A 17402-nucleotide genomic window follows, 5' to 3' on the forward strand; every position below is an offset into this window, starting at 1 on the left:
TGCGTTCATCACGCGTAGAAAAGGCCGGCGTTTGCCGGCCTTTTTTTGACATTTTCTTCTCCTGTTGCCGCGCTGCTGCCCCGTTGTTCATCTTCCCTTCAGGGACAGAGGCGCTTTTGGAAGCATCAGATCCGCTGAGCTGATTTCCGTCGACTCCCGTGGCGATGCGCCGATTTGCTCCGGCGCAAACCTTCTGCGGGCCGGGTAGGCTATGGCCGATCGAGCCCCGAGGGTGGCAGGACCCCTGATATGGACGACCGGCAACGTCGCTGACAGCCGGAGATGGCGGAACTTCGATGCTTGACCTTGCGATTGTTGGTGGCGGTCCGGGTGGCCTGATGAGCGCCTGGTATCTGAGGCGCAAACTCGGTGATCTCTGCAAGGTGACGATCTACGAGGCATCCGACCGGCTCGGCGGCAAGATCGTGACGCGCAAGTTCGATACCGCTCCGGCGATGTACGAGGCTGGTGTCGCAGAAATCTACGACTACTCGATGACCGGCCCTGATCCGCTGCGCGAGCTGATCCAGCATTTCGGGCTGCAGACGATTCCGATGGATGCGCTGCAGGTCCAGCTCGACGGCGAGCTGCTCGACGACGTGCCGGGGCTGCGCCGCAAATACGGGCCGAAGACGGCTGCCGCGGTCGAGGCGTTCCGCAAGCGCTGCACCGACGTGATGTCGCCGGTCGAATATTACGAGGGCGTCGGCGCCCACGACAACGAGCACCCCTGGGCCTACAAGACCTGCGAGGAGCTGCTCGATGAGGAGGTCGAGGATCCCACCGCCAAGCGCTTCTTCAAGGTGATGTCGCGCTCCGACCTCGCGACCGAGGCCCACAACACCAACGGCCTCAATGCGCTCAAGAACTTCGTGATGGATATCGACGACTATATCGGCCTGTACTCGATTCAGAACGGCAACGAGCAACTGATCGAGTGCCTGCGCTCCGAGGTCGATGCCGACATCCAGCTCAATCATCGCGTGCTCCGCATCGGCAAGACGGAGGCGGGCCGCTACCGGCTCAACATGATGAACGGCAAGGGGCCGGAGACGCGCGAGTTCGATCTCGTGCTGGTGTGCCTGCCGCATTCCTGGCTGTCGACGGTCGGCTGGGAGGGCGAGAAGCTGCGCCAGTCGATGATCAAGCACATCGCCTATTTCGATCGTCCCGCGCACTACCTGCGCGTCTCGATCCTGTTCGACGAGCCGTTCTGGGGCGAGAAGATTCCGGGCTCCTGGTTCATGTCTGAGGCGTTCGGCGGCTGCTGCATCTACAACGAGGGCTCGCGCCACGATGTCGGCAAGCACGGCGTGCTCAACTGGCTGATCGCAGGCTCGGATGCGCTCGCCTTCGCCAACCTGTCGGACCAGGAACTGATCGATGCCGCGCTGAAGTCGCTCCCGGCGGCGCTCGGCGACGCGCGCGCGCACTTCATGGAAGGCAAGATCCATCGCTGGCTGTCGTCCGTCAACGCGCTGCCCGGCGGTCTGCCGGTACGCGACGTCATGACCAATCACCGGCCTGAGCCGAAGGAGCACCCCGGCATCGTCGTGGTCGGTGACTACCTGTTCGATTCGACCTTGAACGGACTGCTCGATTCCTCGGACGCCGCCACCGACATCATCCTGACCGAAATGATGCGGCTGCGCCGCGTCCGCTCGCAGGCCGAGATGCCGCTGTCGGACAAGATCGACCGAGACTATTTCGACAATTATCGCGGGCAGGGGCCGTACAGCGAAGCGTGGTCGCAGTTCACCGATCCGGACTATCTGACCAGCCTGATCAAGATCGTCTGGAACCGGGCCGGCAAGGGCAAAGGCTACAAGCTCCTGGTCGCCGGCTCCGCGAGCGGTGAACTGGTGGGAGCGCTCCGCGAGCGCGGCATCGATGCCTGGGGCATCGAAAACAACCGCTACATCCACGGCAAGACGCCGAAGGCGCTCAAGAAGTACAACAAGCTCGGCTCGATCACGGACATGCCGTTCAAGACCGGCGAGTTCGATTTCGTGTTCGAGACCAGCCTCTGCCACCTCGGTGACAAGCAGGTTGCGCGCGCGATTCGCGAACTGAACCGCGTCGTCAAGACCGGCCTCGTGTTCGGCTCGATCACCTCGGACATGGCTCCGGCGCTCGTCGACCGCTACGACCTGCTGCGCGGGGTCAAGAAGCTCGGCACCTGGTGGGAGTGGTCGGAGCTGTTCTTCGGCAACGGCTTCGATCTTGCCATGCATCGCCGCGACTGCACCGACGAGGTGTGGGCCGCGACGCTCGCGGCCAACAAAGGCCCGGGCCAATGGTACGCCGACGCGGACAGCCTGCGTTACTCGTTCTTCGACAAGGTCGAGGACGAAGACTGAGGACGCTGGCCGCGGCGCCGTGCAGATGTTAAAGGCCTGACGCGCAAGGCTGGCGCGTCGTCGGCCACGCTGCTTCGGTTGGTTGCATGGCGCCCAAGAAACCAGAGTCCAAGTCAGGGTCGGGTCCGGCCTCCAAATCAGGCTCGAAGCGAGGCTCGAAACCCGGTTCGGCCTCGGCTGCGCCCGGTCAGACCGAAGACGATCGGATCGCTGGCGAACGAATTGCGGCTGCCGCCGGCGCCGCTGCCGAGATCGCAAAGCGGCTTTCCGGAACCGCCGCGACGCCAACGACACCCGAATCGCCACCGGCAACTCAAGCACCGGCCGCCGCCCTGCCGCCGACCACCGAAGCGCTGCAGCCCTCCGAGCCGTTACTGGCCGGCACGCCGCCGGAGGCGACCAAGCCGACACAGCCGCCAGAGCCGGCGCCGCCTTCAAAGCCGGCGCAGCCCTCAAAGCCGCCACAAGCCAGCAAGCCTGCGCCGCCGCCTTCCGACGATGATGACGACGAGGACGGCGAGGACGAGGACGACGATCTCGACGACGACGATGACGACGAGGACCTCGTCGTCTACACCGCGCGCGAGGCCGCCGGCGCGCTCGCCACCATCTACGGCTTCGTCTCGCCGCTGCTCGCGAAATACAAGAAGATGCTGGCCTTCGTTTCGATCGGCGTGCTGATCGAGACGCTGTTCAACGTCATCATGCCGCTCAGCCTCAAGTTCCTGATCGACGATGCGCTCGGCGAAGAGGATTTCGAGGCGCTCTATCGCATCCTCGGCGTGCTGGCGGTTGCAGGCATCGTCACCTCGATCATTGCCGTGCTCTACGAGCGCTGGGATGCGCGGCTGGCGGCCTGCGTCATCTCGGATGTCCGCACCCGGCTGTTCGACCACGTGCAGAACCTGCCGGCGGCCTATTTCCAGCGCACCAAGCGCGGCGAGATCCTGTCGCGCTTCTCGGTCGACATGTCGGCGTTCGAGAACGTCGTGAAGAGCTTCGCCAACAGCGCCGTGCTGCCGTTCCTCGAGCTGATTGCGGGCATCATTCTGATGCTGTTCCTGAACTGGCAGCTCGCTGCGATCGCGCTCCTGGTGTTTCCGATCACCCTGATCGGCCCGCGCATCCTGACTCCGAAGGCGGTTCAGGCCAATTACGAGCAGAAACTGAACGAAGCGTCGCTGCTCGGCGTGATCCAGGAGAACATCGCGGCACAAGCCGTCATCAAGGCCTTCAGCCTGCACCGCAAGGTCTTCGGCTGGTTCAGCTTCCGCAACGACGCGGCGCGGCGCAAGATGGCCGATGCGATGTTCCTGTCGACCATGGTCGAGCGCACCGTCACGATCTCGGTGCTGCTGCTGCATCTCGTCGTGCTCGCTCTCGGCGCCTATCTCGCCACCAAGGGCCAGATCACGATCGGCACCTTCGTTACCTTCGAAAGCGCATTCTGGGAGGTGTCCTACAACATCGCCCATGTGATGCACTTCGTGCCGGTGTCGATCTCGTCGGCGGCCGCGATCCGGCACATGCAGGAGCTGCTGGACGAGCCGACCCGCGGTGCCGACCGGCCCGGCGCGCCGGATCTGCCCCGCATCAGCCACGACATCACCTTCGAGCGCGTGACCTTCCAGTACGAGGGTAGCCAGACGCCGGTGCTCGACAATCTGAGCCTCAAGCTCGACGTCGGCAAGCGGATCGCGATCGTCGGTCCGTCGGGCTCGGGCAAGAGCACGCTGCTCAACCTGATCCTGCGGCTCTATGTGCCCGATGAAGGCCGCGTCACCATCGACGGCGTCGACATCCGCAAGGTGACGCGCGATTCGCTGCGCGGCAGCATGGCCGTGGTGTTCCAGGAGAACATGCTGTTCAACATGTCGCTGCGGGAAAACATCCGGCTCGGCAAGGAGGGCGCCACCGACGCGGAGGTGGAGGAGGCGGCCAAGAAGGCCGAGATCCACCGCTACATCATGAGCCTGCCGCAGAAATACGACACCATCGTCGGTGAGCGCGGCGACACGCTGTCCGGTGGCCAGCGCCAGCGCATCGCGATCGCCCGCGCCATCATCCGCAACCCGTCCGTGCTGCTGCTCGACGAGGCGACCTCGGCGCTGGACCAGACCACGGAAGCCGCGATCAACCGCACCCTGCTGAAGGTCGCCAAGGGCCGTACCATGATCTGGTCGACCCACCGCCTGACCTCGTTGGTCGAGATGGACGAGATCATCGTCATCTCCGGCGGCCGGGCGATCGAGCGCGGTAGCCACGCCGAGCTCCTGGCGAAGAACGGGACCTATCGCAAGCTCTGGGACGACCAGGGCCATCAGCCGAGCCGGCTCGATCAGGCCGACGACGACAGCGATGATGAGGAGGATGACGACGACGAGGAGGATGATGACGATGACGAGGAATAGACGTTGAGCGGCGCATTGGTCTTCGTCAGCCGCTGCTGAATCCCGCGGCCGAGCGAGACCGCAAAGCGCGCCCAGCGTTGTGCCTGCCAATAGGGGCTGGCCCCGATCGAGACCGATCGGAAATTCCAGGCCTTGTCGAGCGACCACGCATCGCAGGCGATCTTGACCGGGTCGGCATAGAAGGCCGCGATCTTGGCCTCGCCCATGCCGTCAGTCGCCAGCCAGCGCGGAATGTGGACGTTGCAGAGGCGCTCGACGTCGGTGAACACCTTGTCGGAGCCGGTGCCGGTGACGGGGCAGGTGGTGCAGAAGGCATCGCCGACGAGCACGACGCCCGGCATGCGGTATCCAGTGTTGATGGTGAGGTCGGCGGGGCGGAGCTTCACTTCCCCCCTCACGGCGTACGGGCCGGTGATCCGCCGCAGGCCGGGCAGGGCGGCCATCAGCGTTTCGACCGGGGCGCGCCGGATCGCCCGCAGCCAGGGGGCGTCCACCTCGCGATAGGCGAACAGGTTCGCCCGCATGCGCTCGCCGATCGGGAACAGGGTGATGTAGGGCACCCGCGCGTCGGCCCGCTCCTGGAAGTAGGTCATGGCCGGGAACGGGAAGGCGGCGCGGCCGGCCGGCGTCAGGTCGAACCCGATCGAGATCGAATGGGCGGGGCTGGTGATCTTGCGGGTGATTCCCAGCATGTGCCGCAGCCCAACGTTCAGCCCGTTGGCGAGCACGACGAGACGGGCGGAGATCGTCTGCCCGTTGGACAGCACGACCGACTGGCGATCCTCGCCTGGCGTGATCGCCACGGCCTTGGCGACGATTCGCGTCACGCGGCCGCGGATCTCGTCGCGCACGGCCGTCACCAGCGTGTCGTAAAGGATGCCGTATTGCGGGACCGGGGCCCGTTCGAGCACGTAGCCGAATCGGGCGATCCAGTTCTCCGGGGTCAGGGTGGCTTGGGTTAACGCCTTGTCGGCGATCCCGGTGCGACGGAATCGGCCGATCTGCCCGGCACCGGAGATCTTCTCGATTCGAAAGTCGGGCGGGGAGATCGCGTGGGGATCGACCAGAATCGCCGGGATGCCGGCACGCCCGAGCATGGCGGCCGTGATCGAGCCGGCCAAGCCGCCGCCAATGATCGCAATATCGGTATAGTCTGTCACGGGGCGCCTCGTCGTGGGCGCCATCCTTGTCGGCCAAAGCCAAAAAAAGCCTTATCTTCAATGTCTCTGGATATGTCCCTGGGTTGGAGAGGGGCTGGGCCCGCGCGGGCAGGGCTCTGCGGTCTACAGATACCTTAGGATGTAGGGGCGCGGTCGGAGCGGAAACTGCAGCGGCCAGAAGCGCTTCTTTGCGCGTCCTGCGGCGTCGTTTTGCTTGACTTGGATATTTACCGCTTATAAAAGGCCGGCACTCAACGACAGGCGGTGAGCTTCGCCAGCGTCGGTACGGATCACCCAGACCACCCGGAACAGGGCGGGACGGGCACCACCCTCGACGAATGCCGCTCAAACGCTGTCGATCATAGCTAGGCAATGCCAAAACGATATTAGATCTCTCGAGCTCGTTCTCTGGAGACCAATTTCGGATGCATGACCTCGGTAGGCCGCCCGCCAGCGCAAGCTGTTTGGTGGTGATCGCGGTCCTCTGTGGCGTCAAGCGCTTTCCGTTCAGCGATGAACGGTTGGCGCGATTTCGTTTTGCGCGGGTTTTGATCGCGCGAAACGGCCCGGTGAGGCGGGGAACCTCGAACAGAATTTGCGGAAGCCGGTCGCGGTCTCCGTGCGAACGTTGAGAAGGGTGAAGGCCAAGATGCCGACGATCAACCAGCTGATCGCAAATCCGCGCGAAGTGCAGAAGTCGCGCAAGAAGGTGCCGGCGCTGCAGCAGTCGCCGCAGAAGCGTGGCGTTTGCACGCGCGTCTACACCACGACCCCGAAGAAGCCGAACTCGGCGCTTCGTAAGGTCGCCAAGGTGCGCCTGACCAACGGCTTCGAGGTGATCGGCTACATCCCGGGTGAAGGCCATAACCTGCAGGAGCACTCGGTGGTCATGATCCGTGGCGGCCGCGTCAAGGACTTGCCGGGCGTGCGCTACCACATCCTCCGCGGCGTGCTGGATACCCAGGGCGTCAAGAACCGTAAGCAGCGCCGTTCGAAGTACGGCGCGAAGCGTCCGAAGTAAGACGTTCGAGAGAAGCGGGAACAAGATCACATGTCGCGTCGCCATTCAGCCGAAAAGCGTGAAGTGCTTCCGGATCCGAAGTTCGGGAACATCATCGTCACCAAGTTCATGAACTCGGTGATGTACGCCGGCAAGAAGTCGGTCGCCGAAGGTATCGTCTACGGCGCGTTCGGCATCATCGAGGCCAAGACCAAGCAGAGCCCGCTGACGGTGTTCGAGCAGGCCCTCGAAAACGTCATGCCGACCATCGAGGTCCGCTCCCGCCGCGTCGGCGGCGCGACCTACCAGGTGCCGGTCGAGGTTCGTTCGACCCGCCGGCAGGCGCTGGGCATCCGCTGGCTGATCTCGGCCGCGCGCGACCGCAACGAGAAGACGATGACTGAGCGGCTTTCGGCGGAGCTGCTCGACGCCTCGAACAATCGGGGTAACGCCGTGAAGAAGCGTGAAGACGTGCACCGGATGGCGGAAGCCAACCGCGCCTTCTCGCACTACCGCTGGTAACAGCGGCCCGAACGGAAATCAGGGAACACCTTCATGCCCCGCCAACATGCCATCGAGGACTACCGTAACTTCGGTATCATGGCGCATATCGACGCCGGTAAGACCACGACGACCGAGCGCATCCTCTATTACACCGGCAAGAGCCACAAGATCGGCGAAGTGCACGAAGGTGCCGCGACGATGGACTGGATGGAGCAGGAGCAGGAGCGTGGCATCACGATCACCTCGGCTGCCACCACCGCGTTCTGGAACGGCAAGCGCCTGAACATCATCGACACCCCTGGCCACGTCGACTTCACCATCGAGGTCGAGCGTTCGCTTCGCGTGCTCGACGGCGCCGTGTGCGTGCTCGACTCCAACCAGGGCGTCGAGCCGCAGACCGAGACCGTCTGGCGCCAGGGCGACAAGTACAAGGTGCCGCGCATCGTCTTCGCCAACAAGATGGACAAGACCGGCGCCGACTTCTTCAAGTGCCTGGCCGACATCGTCGACCGCCTGGGCGCGAAGCCGGTTGCGATCCAGCTGCCGATCGGTGCTGAGAACAACTTCAAGGGCTGCATCGACCTCGTGACCATGAAGGCGATCGTCTGGAACGACGAGGCGCTCGGCGCGAAGTTCGACTACGCCGAGATCCCGGCTGATCTGGCCGATCAGGCCAAGGAATATCGCGAGAAGCTGGTGGAAGCCGCCGTCGAGCTCGATGACGACGCGCTCACCGCGTTCCTGGACGGCAAGGAGCCGGACGAGGCGACCCTGAAGCGCCTGATCCGCAAGGCCGTGCTGACCGGTGCGTTCTATCCGGTGCTGTGTGGCTCGGCCTTCAAGAACAAGGGCGTGCAGCCCCTGCTGGACGCCGTCGTCGACTATCTGCCGTCGCCGCTCGACGTGCCCGCGATCAAGGGCACCGACGACAAGGGCAACGAGGTCGTGCGCAAGGCGGACGACAAGGAGCCGCTGGCGCTGCTCGCGTTCAAGATCATGGACGACCCGTTCGTCGGCACCATCACCTTCTGCCGCATCTATTCGGGCATCCTGACCTCGGGTACCGGCGTCGTGAACTCGACCCGCGAGAAGAAGGAGCGCATCGGCCGCATGCTGCTGATGCATGCGAACAATCGCGAGGACATCAAGGAAGCCTATGCCGGCGACATCGTCGCCCTCGCAGGCCTCAAGGAAGCCCGCACCGGTGACACGCTGTGCGATCCGTCCAACCAGGTGATCCTGGAAAAGATGGAATTCCCGGAGCCGGTCATCGAGATCGCGATCGAGCCGAAGTCGAAGGCCGACCAGGAGAAGCTCGGCGTCGCCTTGGCGAAGCTGGCCGCGGAAGATCCGTCCTTCCGCGTCTCGACCGATCACGAGTCGGGCCAGACCATCCTCAAGGGCATGGGCGAGCTCCATCTCGACATCAAGGTCGACATTCTGAAGCGTACCTACAAGGTCGATGCGAACATCGGCGCGCCGCAGGTGGCGTTCCGTGAGCGCATCACCAAGCCGGCCAATGTGGACTACACCCACAAGAAGCAGACCGGCGGCACCGGCCAGTTCGCGGCCGTGAGCCTCGTGGTCGAGCCGAACGAGCCGGGTGGCGGCTACGTGTTCGAGTCCAAGATCGTCGGCGGTGCGGTTCCGAAGGAATACATCCCGGGCGTCGAGAAGGGCATCGAGAGCGTGCTCGGCGCGGGCGTGGTCGCCGGCTTCCCGGTGGTCGACGTCAAGGTGGCGCTGGTCGACGGCAAGTATCACGACGTCGACTCGTCGGCGCTGGCCTTCGAAATCGCCTCTCGCGCGGCTTTCCGCGAGGCGCTGCAGAAGGGCAAGTCGGTTCTGCTCGAGCCGATCATGAAGGTCGAGGTGGTGACCCCGGAAGACTACACCGGCTCGGTCATCGGCGACCTGAACTCGCGTCGTGGCCAGATCCAGGGCCAGGACATGCGCGGCAATGCCAACGTCATCAACGCGATGGTGCCGCTCATGAACATGTTCGGTTACGTGAACAACCTGCGCTCCATGAGCCAGGGCCGCGCGACCTTCACGATGCAGTTCTCGCACTACGCTGAAGCGCCGGCCAACGTGTCGGCCGAAGTCCAGAAGAAGTTTGCCTGATTGTCGTTAGCTCAAGTTAGCGACTGAACGGAGAGTCAAATGGCCAAAGCTAAGTTTGAACGTAACAAGCCCCACTGCAACATCGGCACCATCGGTCACGTCGACCACGGCAAGACCTCGCTGACGGCTGCAATCACCAAGATCCTGGCCGAGACGGGCGGTGCGACGTTCACTGCCTACGACCAGATCGACAAGGCGCCGGAAGAGAAGGCTCGCGGCATCACCATCTCGACCGCTCACGTCGAGTACGAGACCAAGAACCGCCACTACGCGCACGTCGATTGCCCCGGCCACGCCGACTACGTGAAGAACATGATCACCGGCGCCGCGCAGATGGACGGCGCGATCCTGGTCGTGTCGGCCGCTGACGGCCCGATGCCGCAGACCCGCGAGCACATCCTGCTCGCCCGCCAGGTCGGCGTGCCGGCGCTGGTCGTGTTCCTCAACAAGTGCGACATGGTTGACGATCCGGAGCTGCTCGAGCTCGTCGAGCTCGAGGTCCGCGAGCTGCTCTCGAAGTACGAGTTCCCGGGCGACAAGATCCCGATCATCAAGGGCTCGGCGCTCGCCGCTCTGGAAGATTCGGACAAGAAGCTCGGCCACGACGCCATCCTCGAGCTGATGCGCAATGTCGACGAGTACATTCCGCAGCCGGAGCGTCCGATCGATCAGCCCTTCCTGATGCCGGTCGAAGACGTGTTCTCGATCTCGGGCCGCGGCACCGTCGTGACCGGCCGTGTCGAGCGCGGCATCATCAAGGTCGGTGAGGAAATCGAGATCGTCGGCATCCGTCCGACGCAGAAGACCACCGTCACCGGCGTTGAAATGTTCCGCAAGCTGCTCGATCAGGGCCAGGCGGGCGACAACATCGGTGCGCTGCTCCGCGGCACCAAGCGCGAGGACGTCGAGCGCGGCCAGGTGCTGTGCAAGCCGGGTTCGGTCAAGCCGCACACCAAGTTCAAGGCTGAGGCGTACATCCTCACCAAGGAAGAGGGCGGCCGTCACACTCCGTTCTTCACCAACTATCGTCCGCAGTTCTACTTCCGCACGACCGACGTGACCGGCGTCGTTCACCTGCCGGAAGGCACCGAGATGGTGATGCCGGGCGACAACATCGCGATGGAAGTGCACCTGATCGTGCCGATCGCGATGGAGGAGAAGCTGCGCTTCGCCATCCGCGAGGGCGGCCGCACCGTCGGCGCCGGCGTCGTCGCCTCGATCATCGAGTAACAACAGCGAATAGGGAATGGCGGGTGGCGAATGGAGATATCCATTCGCCGTTCGCTACTCGCCACTCACTACTCAAAGAAAGATACGGCAATGAACGGCCAAAATATCCGCATCCGTCTCAAGGCGTTTGACCATCGTATCCTCGATACGTCGACGCGCGAGATCGTCAACACGGCGAAACGGACCGGCGCGCAGGTTCGCGGACCCATTCCGCTGCCGACCCGCATCGAGAAGTTCACCGTGAACCGTTCGCCGCACGTCGACAAGAAGAGCCGCGAGCAGTTCGAGATGCGTACCCACAAGCGCCTGCTCGACATCGTCGATCCGACCCCGCAGACCGTCGATGCTCTCATGAAGCTCGACCTGGCCGCCGGCGTCGACGTCGAGATCAAGCTCTAAGTTTTTGGATTCACGTTCGCCCCATCGCGGACATAGAGAAGAACAGGAAGCACGCCGATGCGCTCCGGAGTGATCGCACAAAAGGTCGGGATGACGCGGGTCTTCACGGAGACCGGCGAACATATCCCCGTGACCGTGCTGAAGCTCGGCAATTGCCAGGTGGTCGGTCACCGCACCACCGAGAAGAACGGCTATGTCGCGCTGCAGCTCGGCAGCGGCAGCCGCAAGACGGTCTACATGCCGAAGGCGGAGCGCGGCCAGTTCGCGGTCGCCAAGGTCGAGCCGAAGCGCAAGCTTGCCGAATTCCGTGTCAGCGAGGATTCGCTGATCCCGGTCGGCGCCGAGATCCAGGCCGACCACTTCGTCGTCGGCCAGTTCGTCGACGTTACCGGCACCTCGGTCGGTAAGGGCTTCGCCGGCGGCATGAAGCGCTGGAACTTCGGCGGTCTTCGCGCCACGCACGGTGTGTCGATCTCGCATCGTTCGATCGGTTCGACCGGTGGTCGTCAGGACCCCGGCAAGACCTGGAAGAACAAGAAGATGCCCGGTCACATGGGCGTCGACCGCATCACCACGCTGAACCTGCGTGTGGTGCAGACGGACGTCGAGCGCGGCCTGATCCTGGTCGAAGGCGCGGTGCCCGGCTCCAAGGGTGGCTGGATCTCGGTGCGCGACGCCGTCAAGAAGCCGCTGCCGAAGGAAGCGCCGAAGCCCGGCAAGTTCAAGGTCGCGGGTGAGCAGGCTGCCGAAGCGCCGGCCGTGCAGGAGGGCGCATAAATGGAACTGAAAGTCACCACGCTTGAGGGCAAGGAAGCCGGCTCCGTCCAGCTGTCCGACGCCATCTTCGGTCTGGAGCCGCGCGCTGACATCATTCAGCGTTGCGTCCAGTGGCAGCTGAACAAGCGTCAGGCCGGCACTCACAAGGCCAAGGGGCGCGCCGAGATCTGGCGCACCGGCAAGAAGATGTACAAGCAGAAGGGCACCGGCGGTGCTCGTCACGGCTCGGCTCGCGTGCCGCAGTTCCGTGGCGGCGGCCGCGCCTTCGGTCCGGTCGTGCGCTCGCATGCGACCGACCTGCCGAAGAAGGTCCGTGCGCTCGCTCTGAAGCATGCGCTGTCGGCCAAGGCCAAGGACGGTGATCTGGTCGTTTTGGAGAACGCCACCCTCGAGGCGGCGAAGACCAAAGCGCTGATCGGCCACTTCTCGGGTCTCGGCCTGACCAACGCGCTGATCATCGACGGCGCCGAGCTGCACAACGGCTTTGCCGCTGCGGCCCGCAACATCCCGAACCTGGACGTGCTGCCGATCCAGGGCATCAACGTCTACGACATCCTGCGCCGTCAGAAGCTCGTGCTGACCAAGGCGGCGATCGATGCGCTGGAGGCGCGCTTCAAATGAAGACCATCGATCCGCGCCACTACGACATCATCATCGCGCCGGTCGTGACCGAGAAGGCGACGTTTGCCTCGGAGCACAACAAGGTTCTGTTCAAGGTGGCCGCAAAGGCGACCAAGCCGCAGATCAAGGAAGCGATCGAGAAGCTGTTCGACGTCAAGGTCAAGAGCGTCAACACGCTCGTCCGCAAGGGCAAGACCAAGGTGTTCCGCGGCAATTTCGGTTCGCAATCGGACAGCAAGCGCGCGATCGTGACCCTCGAAGAGGGCCACCGTATCGACGTGACCACCGGACTGTAAGGCTGAGCTGCCATGGCACTGAAGACATTCAATCCCACGACGCCCGGCCAGCGCCAGCTGGTGATGGTCGATCGTTCGGCCCTGTACAAGGGCAAGCCGGTCAAGGCGCTGACCGAAGGCAAGCAGTCGAGCGGCGGTCGCAACAACACCGGCCGCATCACGGTTCGCTTCCTCGGCGGCGGCCACAAGCAGTCGTACCGCACGGTCGACTTCAAGCGCGACAAGGTCGACGTTCCCGCGACCGTCGAGCGCCTGGAGTATGATCCGAACCGGACCGCCTTCATCGCCCTGGTCAAGTATCAGGATGGCGAGCTCGCCTACATCCTGGCGCCGCAGCGCCTGGCGGTCGGCGACACCATCGTCGCCGGCAACTATGTCGACGTGAAGCCGGGCAACGTCATGCCGCTGGGCAACATGCCGGTCGGCACGATCGTGCACAACATCGAGGTCAAGATCGGGAAGGGCGGCCAGCTCGCGCGTTCGGCCGGCACCTACGCCCAGATCGTCGGCCGCGACCAGGACTACGTGATCGTCCGCCTGAACTCGGGCGAGCAGCGTCTGGTGCATGGCCGCTGCCGCGGCACCATCGGTGCGGTGTCGAACCCGGACCACATGAACACCTCGATCGGCAAGGCCGGCCGCAAGCGTTGGATGGGCCGCAGGCCCCACAACCGCGGTGTCGCGATGAACCCGATCGACCATCCGCACGGCGGCGGCGAAGGCCGTACCTCGGGCGGTCGTCACCCGGTCACTCCGTGGGGCAAGCCCACCAAGGGCAAGAAGACCCGCACCAACAAGTCGACCGATAAATTCATTCTCTTGAGCCGCCACAAGCGGAAGAAGTAAGGAACGACGGACATGGTTCGTTCAGTCTGGAAAGGCCCGTTCGTCGAGGCGTCGCTGCTCAAGAAGGCAGATGCGGCGCGCGCGTCCGGCCGTCACGACGTCATCAAGATCTGGAGCCGCCGCTCGACCATCCTGCCGCAGTTCGTCGGCCTGACGTTCGGCGTCTACAACGGCCAGAAGCACGTGCCGGTGGCGATCAACGAAGAGATGGTCGGCCACAAGTTCGGTGAGTTTTCGCCGACCCGCACCTTCCACGGCCATTCGGGCGATAAGAAAGCCAAGAAGGCTTGAGGATTAAGCGATGAGCAAACCAAAGCGCGAACGGAGCCTCCCCGAAAACGAGGCCAAGGCTGTGGCCCGGATGCTTCGGGTGAGCCCGCAGAAGCTGAACCTGGTGGCGCAGATGATCCGCGGCCGCAAGGCGTCGGCCGCCCTCGCCGACCTGCAGTTCTCGCGCAAGCGGATTGCGGTCGACGTCAAGAAGTGCCTGGAATCGGCGATCGCCAATGCCGAGAACAATCACGAGCTCGAGGTCGACGATCTCGTCGTATCGCAGGCTTTCGTCGGCAAGGGAATCGTGATGAAGCGTTTCTCGCCGCGCGGCCGTGGCCGTTCGGGCCGAGTTTTCAAACCGTTTTCGCAGCTGACGATCATTGTGCGTCAGGTCGAGGCGAGCGCTTAAAGCAGGCGCTGGGAGAATACGATGGGTCAAAAGATCAATCCGATCGGTCTGCGTCTCGGCATCAACCGGACCTGGGATTCGCGCTGGTTCGCCGGCAAGGCCGAGTACGGCAAGCTGCTGCATGAAGACGTCAAGATCCGTGAGATCCTGCACAAGGAGCTCAAGCAGGCGGCCGTTGCCCGCATCGTGATCGAGCGTCCGCACAAGAAGTGCCGCGTCACGATCCACTCGGCACGTCCGGGCGTCGTGATCGGCAAGAAGGGCGCCGACATCGACAAGCTGCGCAAGCGCGTCGCCGACATCACCTCGTCGGACGTCGTCATCAACATCGTCGAGATCCGCAAGCCGGAGCTCGATGCCACGCTGGTCGCCGAATCGATCGCGCAGCAGCTCGAGCGTCGCGTTGCGTTCCGCCGCGCCATGAAGCGCGCCGTGCAGTCGGCGATGCGTCTCGGCGCCGAGGGCATCCGCATCAACTGCTCGGGTCGTCTGGGCGGCGCGGAAATCGCCCGCATGGAGTGGTATCGTGAGGGCCGGGTGCCGCTGCACACGCTGCGCGCCGACATCGACTACGGTGTGGCCACCGCGTTCACCACCTTCGGCACCTGCGGCGTGAAGGTCTGGATCTTCAAGGGCGAGATCCTCGAGCACGATCCGATGGCACAGGACAAGCGGATGAACGAAGGCGGCGGCGAGAGCTCGCAGCCCCGGTCGCGCCGCGACGCGGCCTGATCGATCAGCCGCGACAAGACAGGTTTGAGGGCTCAAAGCCATGATGCAACCAAAGAAGACCAAGTTCCGAAAGGCGCATAAGGGCCGTATCCACGGCGTTGCGTCCTCGGGCGCGACGCTGGCCTTCGGCCAGTTCGGGCTGAAGGCGATGGAGCCGGATCGCGTCACCGCGCGCCAGATCGAGGCCGCTCGTCGTGCCTTGACCCGTCACATGAAGCGCGCCGGCCGCGTCTGGATTCGCGTGTTCCCGGATCTTCCGGTGTCGAAGAAGCCGGCCGAGGTCCGCATGGGCTCCGGCAAGGGCTCGCCGGAATTGTGGGTGGCCCGCGTCAAGCCGGGCCGGGTGATGTTCGAGATCGACGGCGTGAGCAACCAGATCGCGCGCGAGGCGCTGCTGCTGGCGGCCGCCAAGCTGCCGATCAAGACGCGCTTCGTCGAACGCATTGCGGAGTAATGGTCATGGCCGAGATGAAGATTGCCGACATTCGCGCGATGAGCCCCGATCAGATGGACGATGCGATCGTCAATCTGAAGAAGGAGCGCTTCAACCTGCGCTTCCAGCGTGCCACCGGGCAGCTGGAGAATACCGCGCGGCTGCGTGAGGCGCGCCGCGACATCGCCCGTATCAAGACCATCGCCGCGCAGCAGCGCGCCAAGACGAAGTAAGAGGCTCGACATGCCGAAACGGACCCTTCAGGGCGTCGTCGTCAGCGACAAGCAGGCCAAGACGATCGTTGTGCGCGTCGACCGGCGCTTCACCCACCCGATCTACAAGAAGACCATCCGCCGCTCGAAGAACTACCACGCGCACGACGAGAACAACGAGTTCAAGCCGGGCGACATGGTGTGGATCGAGGAGAGCAAGCCGATCTCGAAGCTCAAGCGCTGGACCGTGATCCGGGGCGAGCACAAGAAAACCGCCTGAGGCGCGAGACGCGGCCCTGTCAAAGGGGCCGGTTTCGCTTTCGGGATCAAACAAGGCGCAGCTTTCCTGCGCAGCAGATGAAGAGGACGAGGTGCATCAATGATTCAGATGCAGACCAACCTCGACGTGGCCGATAATTCCGGCGCACGCCGTGTCATGTGTATCAAGGTGCTGGGCGGCTCGAAGCGCCGCTATGCCACCGTCGGCGACATCATCGTGGTGTCGATCAAGGAAGCCATTCCGCGTGGCAAGGTGAAGAAGGGCGACGTCATGAAGGCCGTCGTGGTGCGCGTCCGCAAGGACATCCGCCGCGCCGACGGCTCGGTGATCCGCTTCGACCGCAACGCGGCCGTCCTGATCAACAACCAGTCGGAGCCGGTCGGCACCCGCATCTTCGGGCCGGTGCCGCGCGAACTGCGCGCCAAGAACCACATGAAGATCATTTCGCTTGCGCCGGAGGTGCTGTGATGGCTGCCAAGATCCGCAAGGGCGACAAGGTGATCGTCCTGACCGGCCGCGACAAGGGTCGCACCGGGGAGGTGTTCGAGGTGCGTCCCGACGAGGGCACCGCGCTGGTACGCGGCATCAACCTGGTGAAGCGTCACCAGAAGCAGACCCAGAACCAGGAAGGCGGCATCATCTCCAAGGAGGCGCCGATCAACCTGTCTAACGTCGCGTATGTCGGCAAGGACGGCAAGCCGACGCGCGTTGGATTCAAGATTCAGGCGGACGGCAAGAAGGTCCGCGTTGCCAAGAGCTCGGGAGTTGAGATCGATGGCTGAGACCGCTTACACCCCGCGCCTGCGCGAGGAATATGATCGCAAGATCAAGAGCCAGCTGACCGAGAAGTTCGGCTACGCCAACGTCATGCAGGTGCCGCGGCTCGACAAGGTCGTGCTCAACATGGGCATCGGCGAGGCGGTCAACGACCGCAAGAAGGCGGAGACGGCGGCGGCCGACCTGTCGCTGATCGCCGGCCAGAAGGCGGTCGTGACCTATTCGCGCGTCGCCATCGCGACCTTCAAGCTGCGCGAGAACCAGCCGATCGGCTGCAAGGTCACCTTGCGCAAGACCAAGATGTACGAGTTCATCGACCGCCTGATCAACGTCGCGCTGCCGCGCGTCCGCGACTTCCGCGGCCTGAACCCGAAGAGCTTCGACGGCCGCGGCAACTATTCGCTCGGCATCAAGGAGCACATCATTTTCCCCGAGATCGACTTCGACAAGGCCGGGGAGAGCTGGGGCATGGACATCACGGTGTGCACCACCGCGACGACCGACGACGAGGCCCGTGCCCTTCTGACCGCATTCAATTTCCCGTTCCGGCAGTGAGAC

21 protein-coding genes are annotated in these 17402 nt (G+C 63.9%); 20 read left to right on the forward strand and 1 reads right to left on the reverse strand.

Annotated features, from left to right (window positions below; genetic code table 11):
• The first annotated feature begins 296 nt into the window (after positions 1 to 296).
• The gene (locus tag ACQR10_RS12340; RefSeq protein ID WP_315800975.1) at positions 297 to 2360 is read left to right on the forward strand and encodes an FAD-dependent oxidoreductase; all 2064 of its coding nucleotides are present in this window, start codon (positions 297 to 299) and stop codon (positions 2358 to 2360) included.
• 86 nt (positions 2361 to 2446) lie between these two features.
• Entirely contained in the window at positions 2447 to 4771 is a 2325-nt protein-coding gene (locus tag ACQR10_RS12345; RefSeq protein ID WP_316216039.1) for an ABC transporter ATP-binding protein, read from the forward strand.
• Here the strand turns inward: ACQR10_RS12345 and ACQR10_RS12350 are convergent.
• Positions 4699 to 5931, reverse strand: coding sequence for an FAD-dependent oxidoreductase (locus tag ACQR10_RS12350; RefSeq protein ID WP_316216040.1), 1233 nt, complete (start codon positions 5929 to 5931; stop codon positions 4699 to 4701). The two genes, ACQR10_RS12345 and ACQR10_RS12350, sit on opposite strands and share 73 nt — an antisense overlap.
• 649 nt (positions 5932 to 6580) lie before the next feature.
• Here ACQR10_RS12350 and rpsL point away from each other — a divergent pair.
• From rpsL to rplE, 18 genes are all read left to right on the forward strand, one after another.
• Positions 6581 to 6952 carry a 30S ribosomal protein S12 gene (gene rpsL, locus ACQR10_RS12355; RefSeq protein ID WP_006611834.1) on the forward strand — a complete coding sequence of 124 codons (372 nt, stop codon included), beginning with the start codon at positions 6581 to 6583 and terminating at the stop codon, positions 6950 to 6952.
• A 30-nt stretch (positions 6953 to 6982) separates the two neighbouring features.
• A complete protein-coding gene (gene rpsG, locus ACQR10_RS12360; protein WP_006611835.1) occupies positions 6983 to 7453 on the forward strand; it encodes a 30S ribosomal protein S7 in 471 nt (156 codons plus the stop codon).
• A 33-nt stretch (positions 7454 to 7486) separates the two neighbouring features.
• On the forward strand, positions 7487 to 9559 hold the full coding sequence (gene fusA / locus ACQR10_RS12365) for an elongation factor G (RefSeq protein ID WP_316177107.1): 2073 nt from the start codon (positions 7487 to 7489) through the stop codon (positions 9557 to 9559).
• 39 nt (positions 9560 to 9598) lie between these two features.
• Positions 9599 to 10789, forward strand: a complete 1191-nt coding sequence (tuf, locus tag ACQR10_RS12370; protein WP_006611837.1) for an elongation factor Tu — start codon at positions 9599 to 9601, stop codon at positions 10787 to 10789.
• 90 nt (positions 10790 to 10879) lie between these two features.
• A complete protein-coding gene (rpsJ, locus tag ACQR10_RS12375; RefSeq protein WP_002712302.1) occupies positions 10880 to 11188 on the forward strand; it encodes a 30S ribosomal protein S10 in 309 nt (102 codons plus the stop codon).
• A 57-nt stretch (positions 11189 to 11245) separates the two neighbouring features.
• Complete coding sequence (rplC, locus tag ACQR10_RS12380) at positions 11246 to 11965, forward strand: 50S ribosomal protein L3 (protein ID WP_006611838.1); 720 nt, start codon at positions 11246 to 11248, stop codon at positions 11963 to 11965.
• On the forward strand, positions 11966 to 12586 hold the full coding sequence (gene rplD / locus ACQR10_RS12385; RefSeq protein WP_006611839.1) for a 50S ribosomal protein L4: 621 nt from the start codon (positions 11966 to 11968) through the stop codon (positions 12584 to 12586).
• Positions 12583 to 12882, forward strand: a complete 300-nt coding sequence (locus tag ACQR10_RS12390; protein WP_172108066.1) for a 50S ribosomal protein L23 — start codon at positions 12583 to 12585, stop codon at positions 12880 to 12882. The genes rplD and ACQR10_RS12390 overlap by 4 nt, the downstream gene beginning before the upstream one ends.
• 12 nt (positions 12883 to 12894) lie before the next feature.
• Positions 12895 to 13728, forward strand: a complete 834-nt coding sequence (rplB, locus tag ACQR10_RS12395) for a 50S ribosomal protein L2 (RefSeq protein ID WP_006611841.1) — start codon at positions 12895 to 12897, stop codon at positions 13726 to 13728.
• 12 nt (positions 13729 to 13740) lie between these two features.
• The gene (rpsS, locus tag ACQR10_RS12400; protein ID WP_006611842.1) at positions 13741 to 14019 is read left to right on the forward strand and encodes a 30S ribosomal protein S19; all 279 of its coding nucleotides are present in this window, start codon (positions 13741 to 13743) and stop codon (positions 14017 to 14019) included.
• A 10-nt stretch (positions 14020 to 14029) separates the two neighbouring features.
• Complete coding sequence (gene rplV, locus ACQR10_RS12405; RefSeq protein ID WP_315714562.1) at positions 14030 to 14410, forward strand: 50S ribosomal protein L22; 381 nt, start codon at positions 14030 to 14032, stop codon at positions 14408 to 14410.
• A 21-nt stretch (positions 14411 to 14431) separates the two neighbouring features.
• A complete protein-coding gene (rpsC, locus tag ACQR10_RS12410) occupies positions 14432 to 15142 on the forward strand; it encodes a 30S ribosomal protein S3 (RefSeq protein ID WP_012045041.1) in 711 nt (236 codons plus the stop codon).
• Between the two features lie 40 nt (positions 15143 to 15182).
• A complete protein-coding gene (gene rplP / locus ACQR10_RS12415; RefSeq protein WP_008963467.1) occupies positions 15183 to 15596 on the forward strand; it encodes a 50S ribosomal protein L16 in 414 nt (137 codons plus the stop codon).
• Positions 15597 to 15601: 5 nt separating this feature from the next.
• Complete coding sequence (rpmC, locus tag ACQR10_RS12420) at positions 15602 to 15808, forward strand: 50S ribosomal protein L29 (RefSeq protein ID WP_006611846.1); 207 nt, start codon at positions 15602 to 15604, stop codon at positions 15806 to 15808.
• Positions 15809 to 15818: 10 nt separating this feature from the next.
• Positions 15819 to 16067, forward strand: coding sequence for a 30S ribosomal protein S17 (gene rpsQ, locus ACQR10_RS12425; RefSeq protein WP_015667612.1), 249 nt, complete (start codon positions 15819 to 15821; stop codon positions 16065 to 16067).
• Between the two features lie 99 nt (positions 16068 to 16166).
• Positions 16167 to 16535 carry a 50S ribosomal protein L14 gene (gene rplN / locus ACQR10_RS12430; RefSeq protein WP_006611848.1) on the forward strand — a complete coding sequence of 123 codons (369 nt, stop codon included), beginning with the start codon at positions 16167 to 16169 and terminating at the stop codon, positions 16533 to 16535.
• Positions 16535 to 16849: a 50S ribosomal protein L24 gene (rplX, locus tag ACQR10_RS12435; RefSeq protein ID WP_315737601.1), complete on the forward strand. Its 315-nt coding sequence runs from the start codon at positions 16535 to 16537 to the stop codon at positions 16847 to 16849. The genes rplN and rplX overlap by 1 nt, the downstream gene beginning before the upstream one ends.
• Positions 16842 to 17399 carry a 50S ribosomal protein L5 gene (gene rplE, locus ACQR10_RS12440; protein ID WP_315800971.1) on the forward strand — a complete coding sequence of 186 codons (558 nt, stop codon included), beginning with the start codon at positions 16842 to 16844 and terminating at the stop codon, positions 17397 to 17399. The genes rplX and rplE overlap by 8 nt, the downstream gene beginning before the upstream one ends.
• The last annotated feature ends 3 nt before the right edge of the window (positions 17400 to 17402 follow it).

Source organism: Bradyrhizobium sp. HKCCYLRH2060, assembly GCF_051168135.1.
Taxonomy (GTDB): Bacteria; Pseudomonadota; Alphaproteobacteria; order Rhizobiales; family Xanthobacteraceae; genus Bradyrhizobium.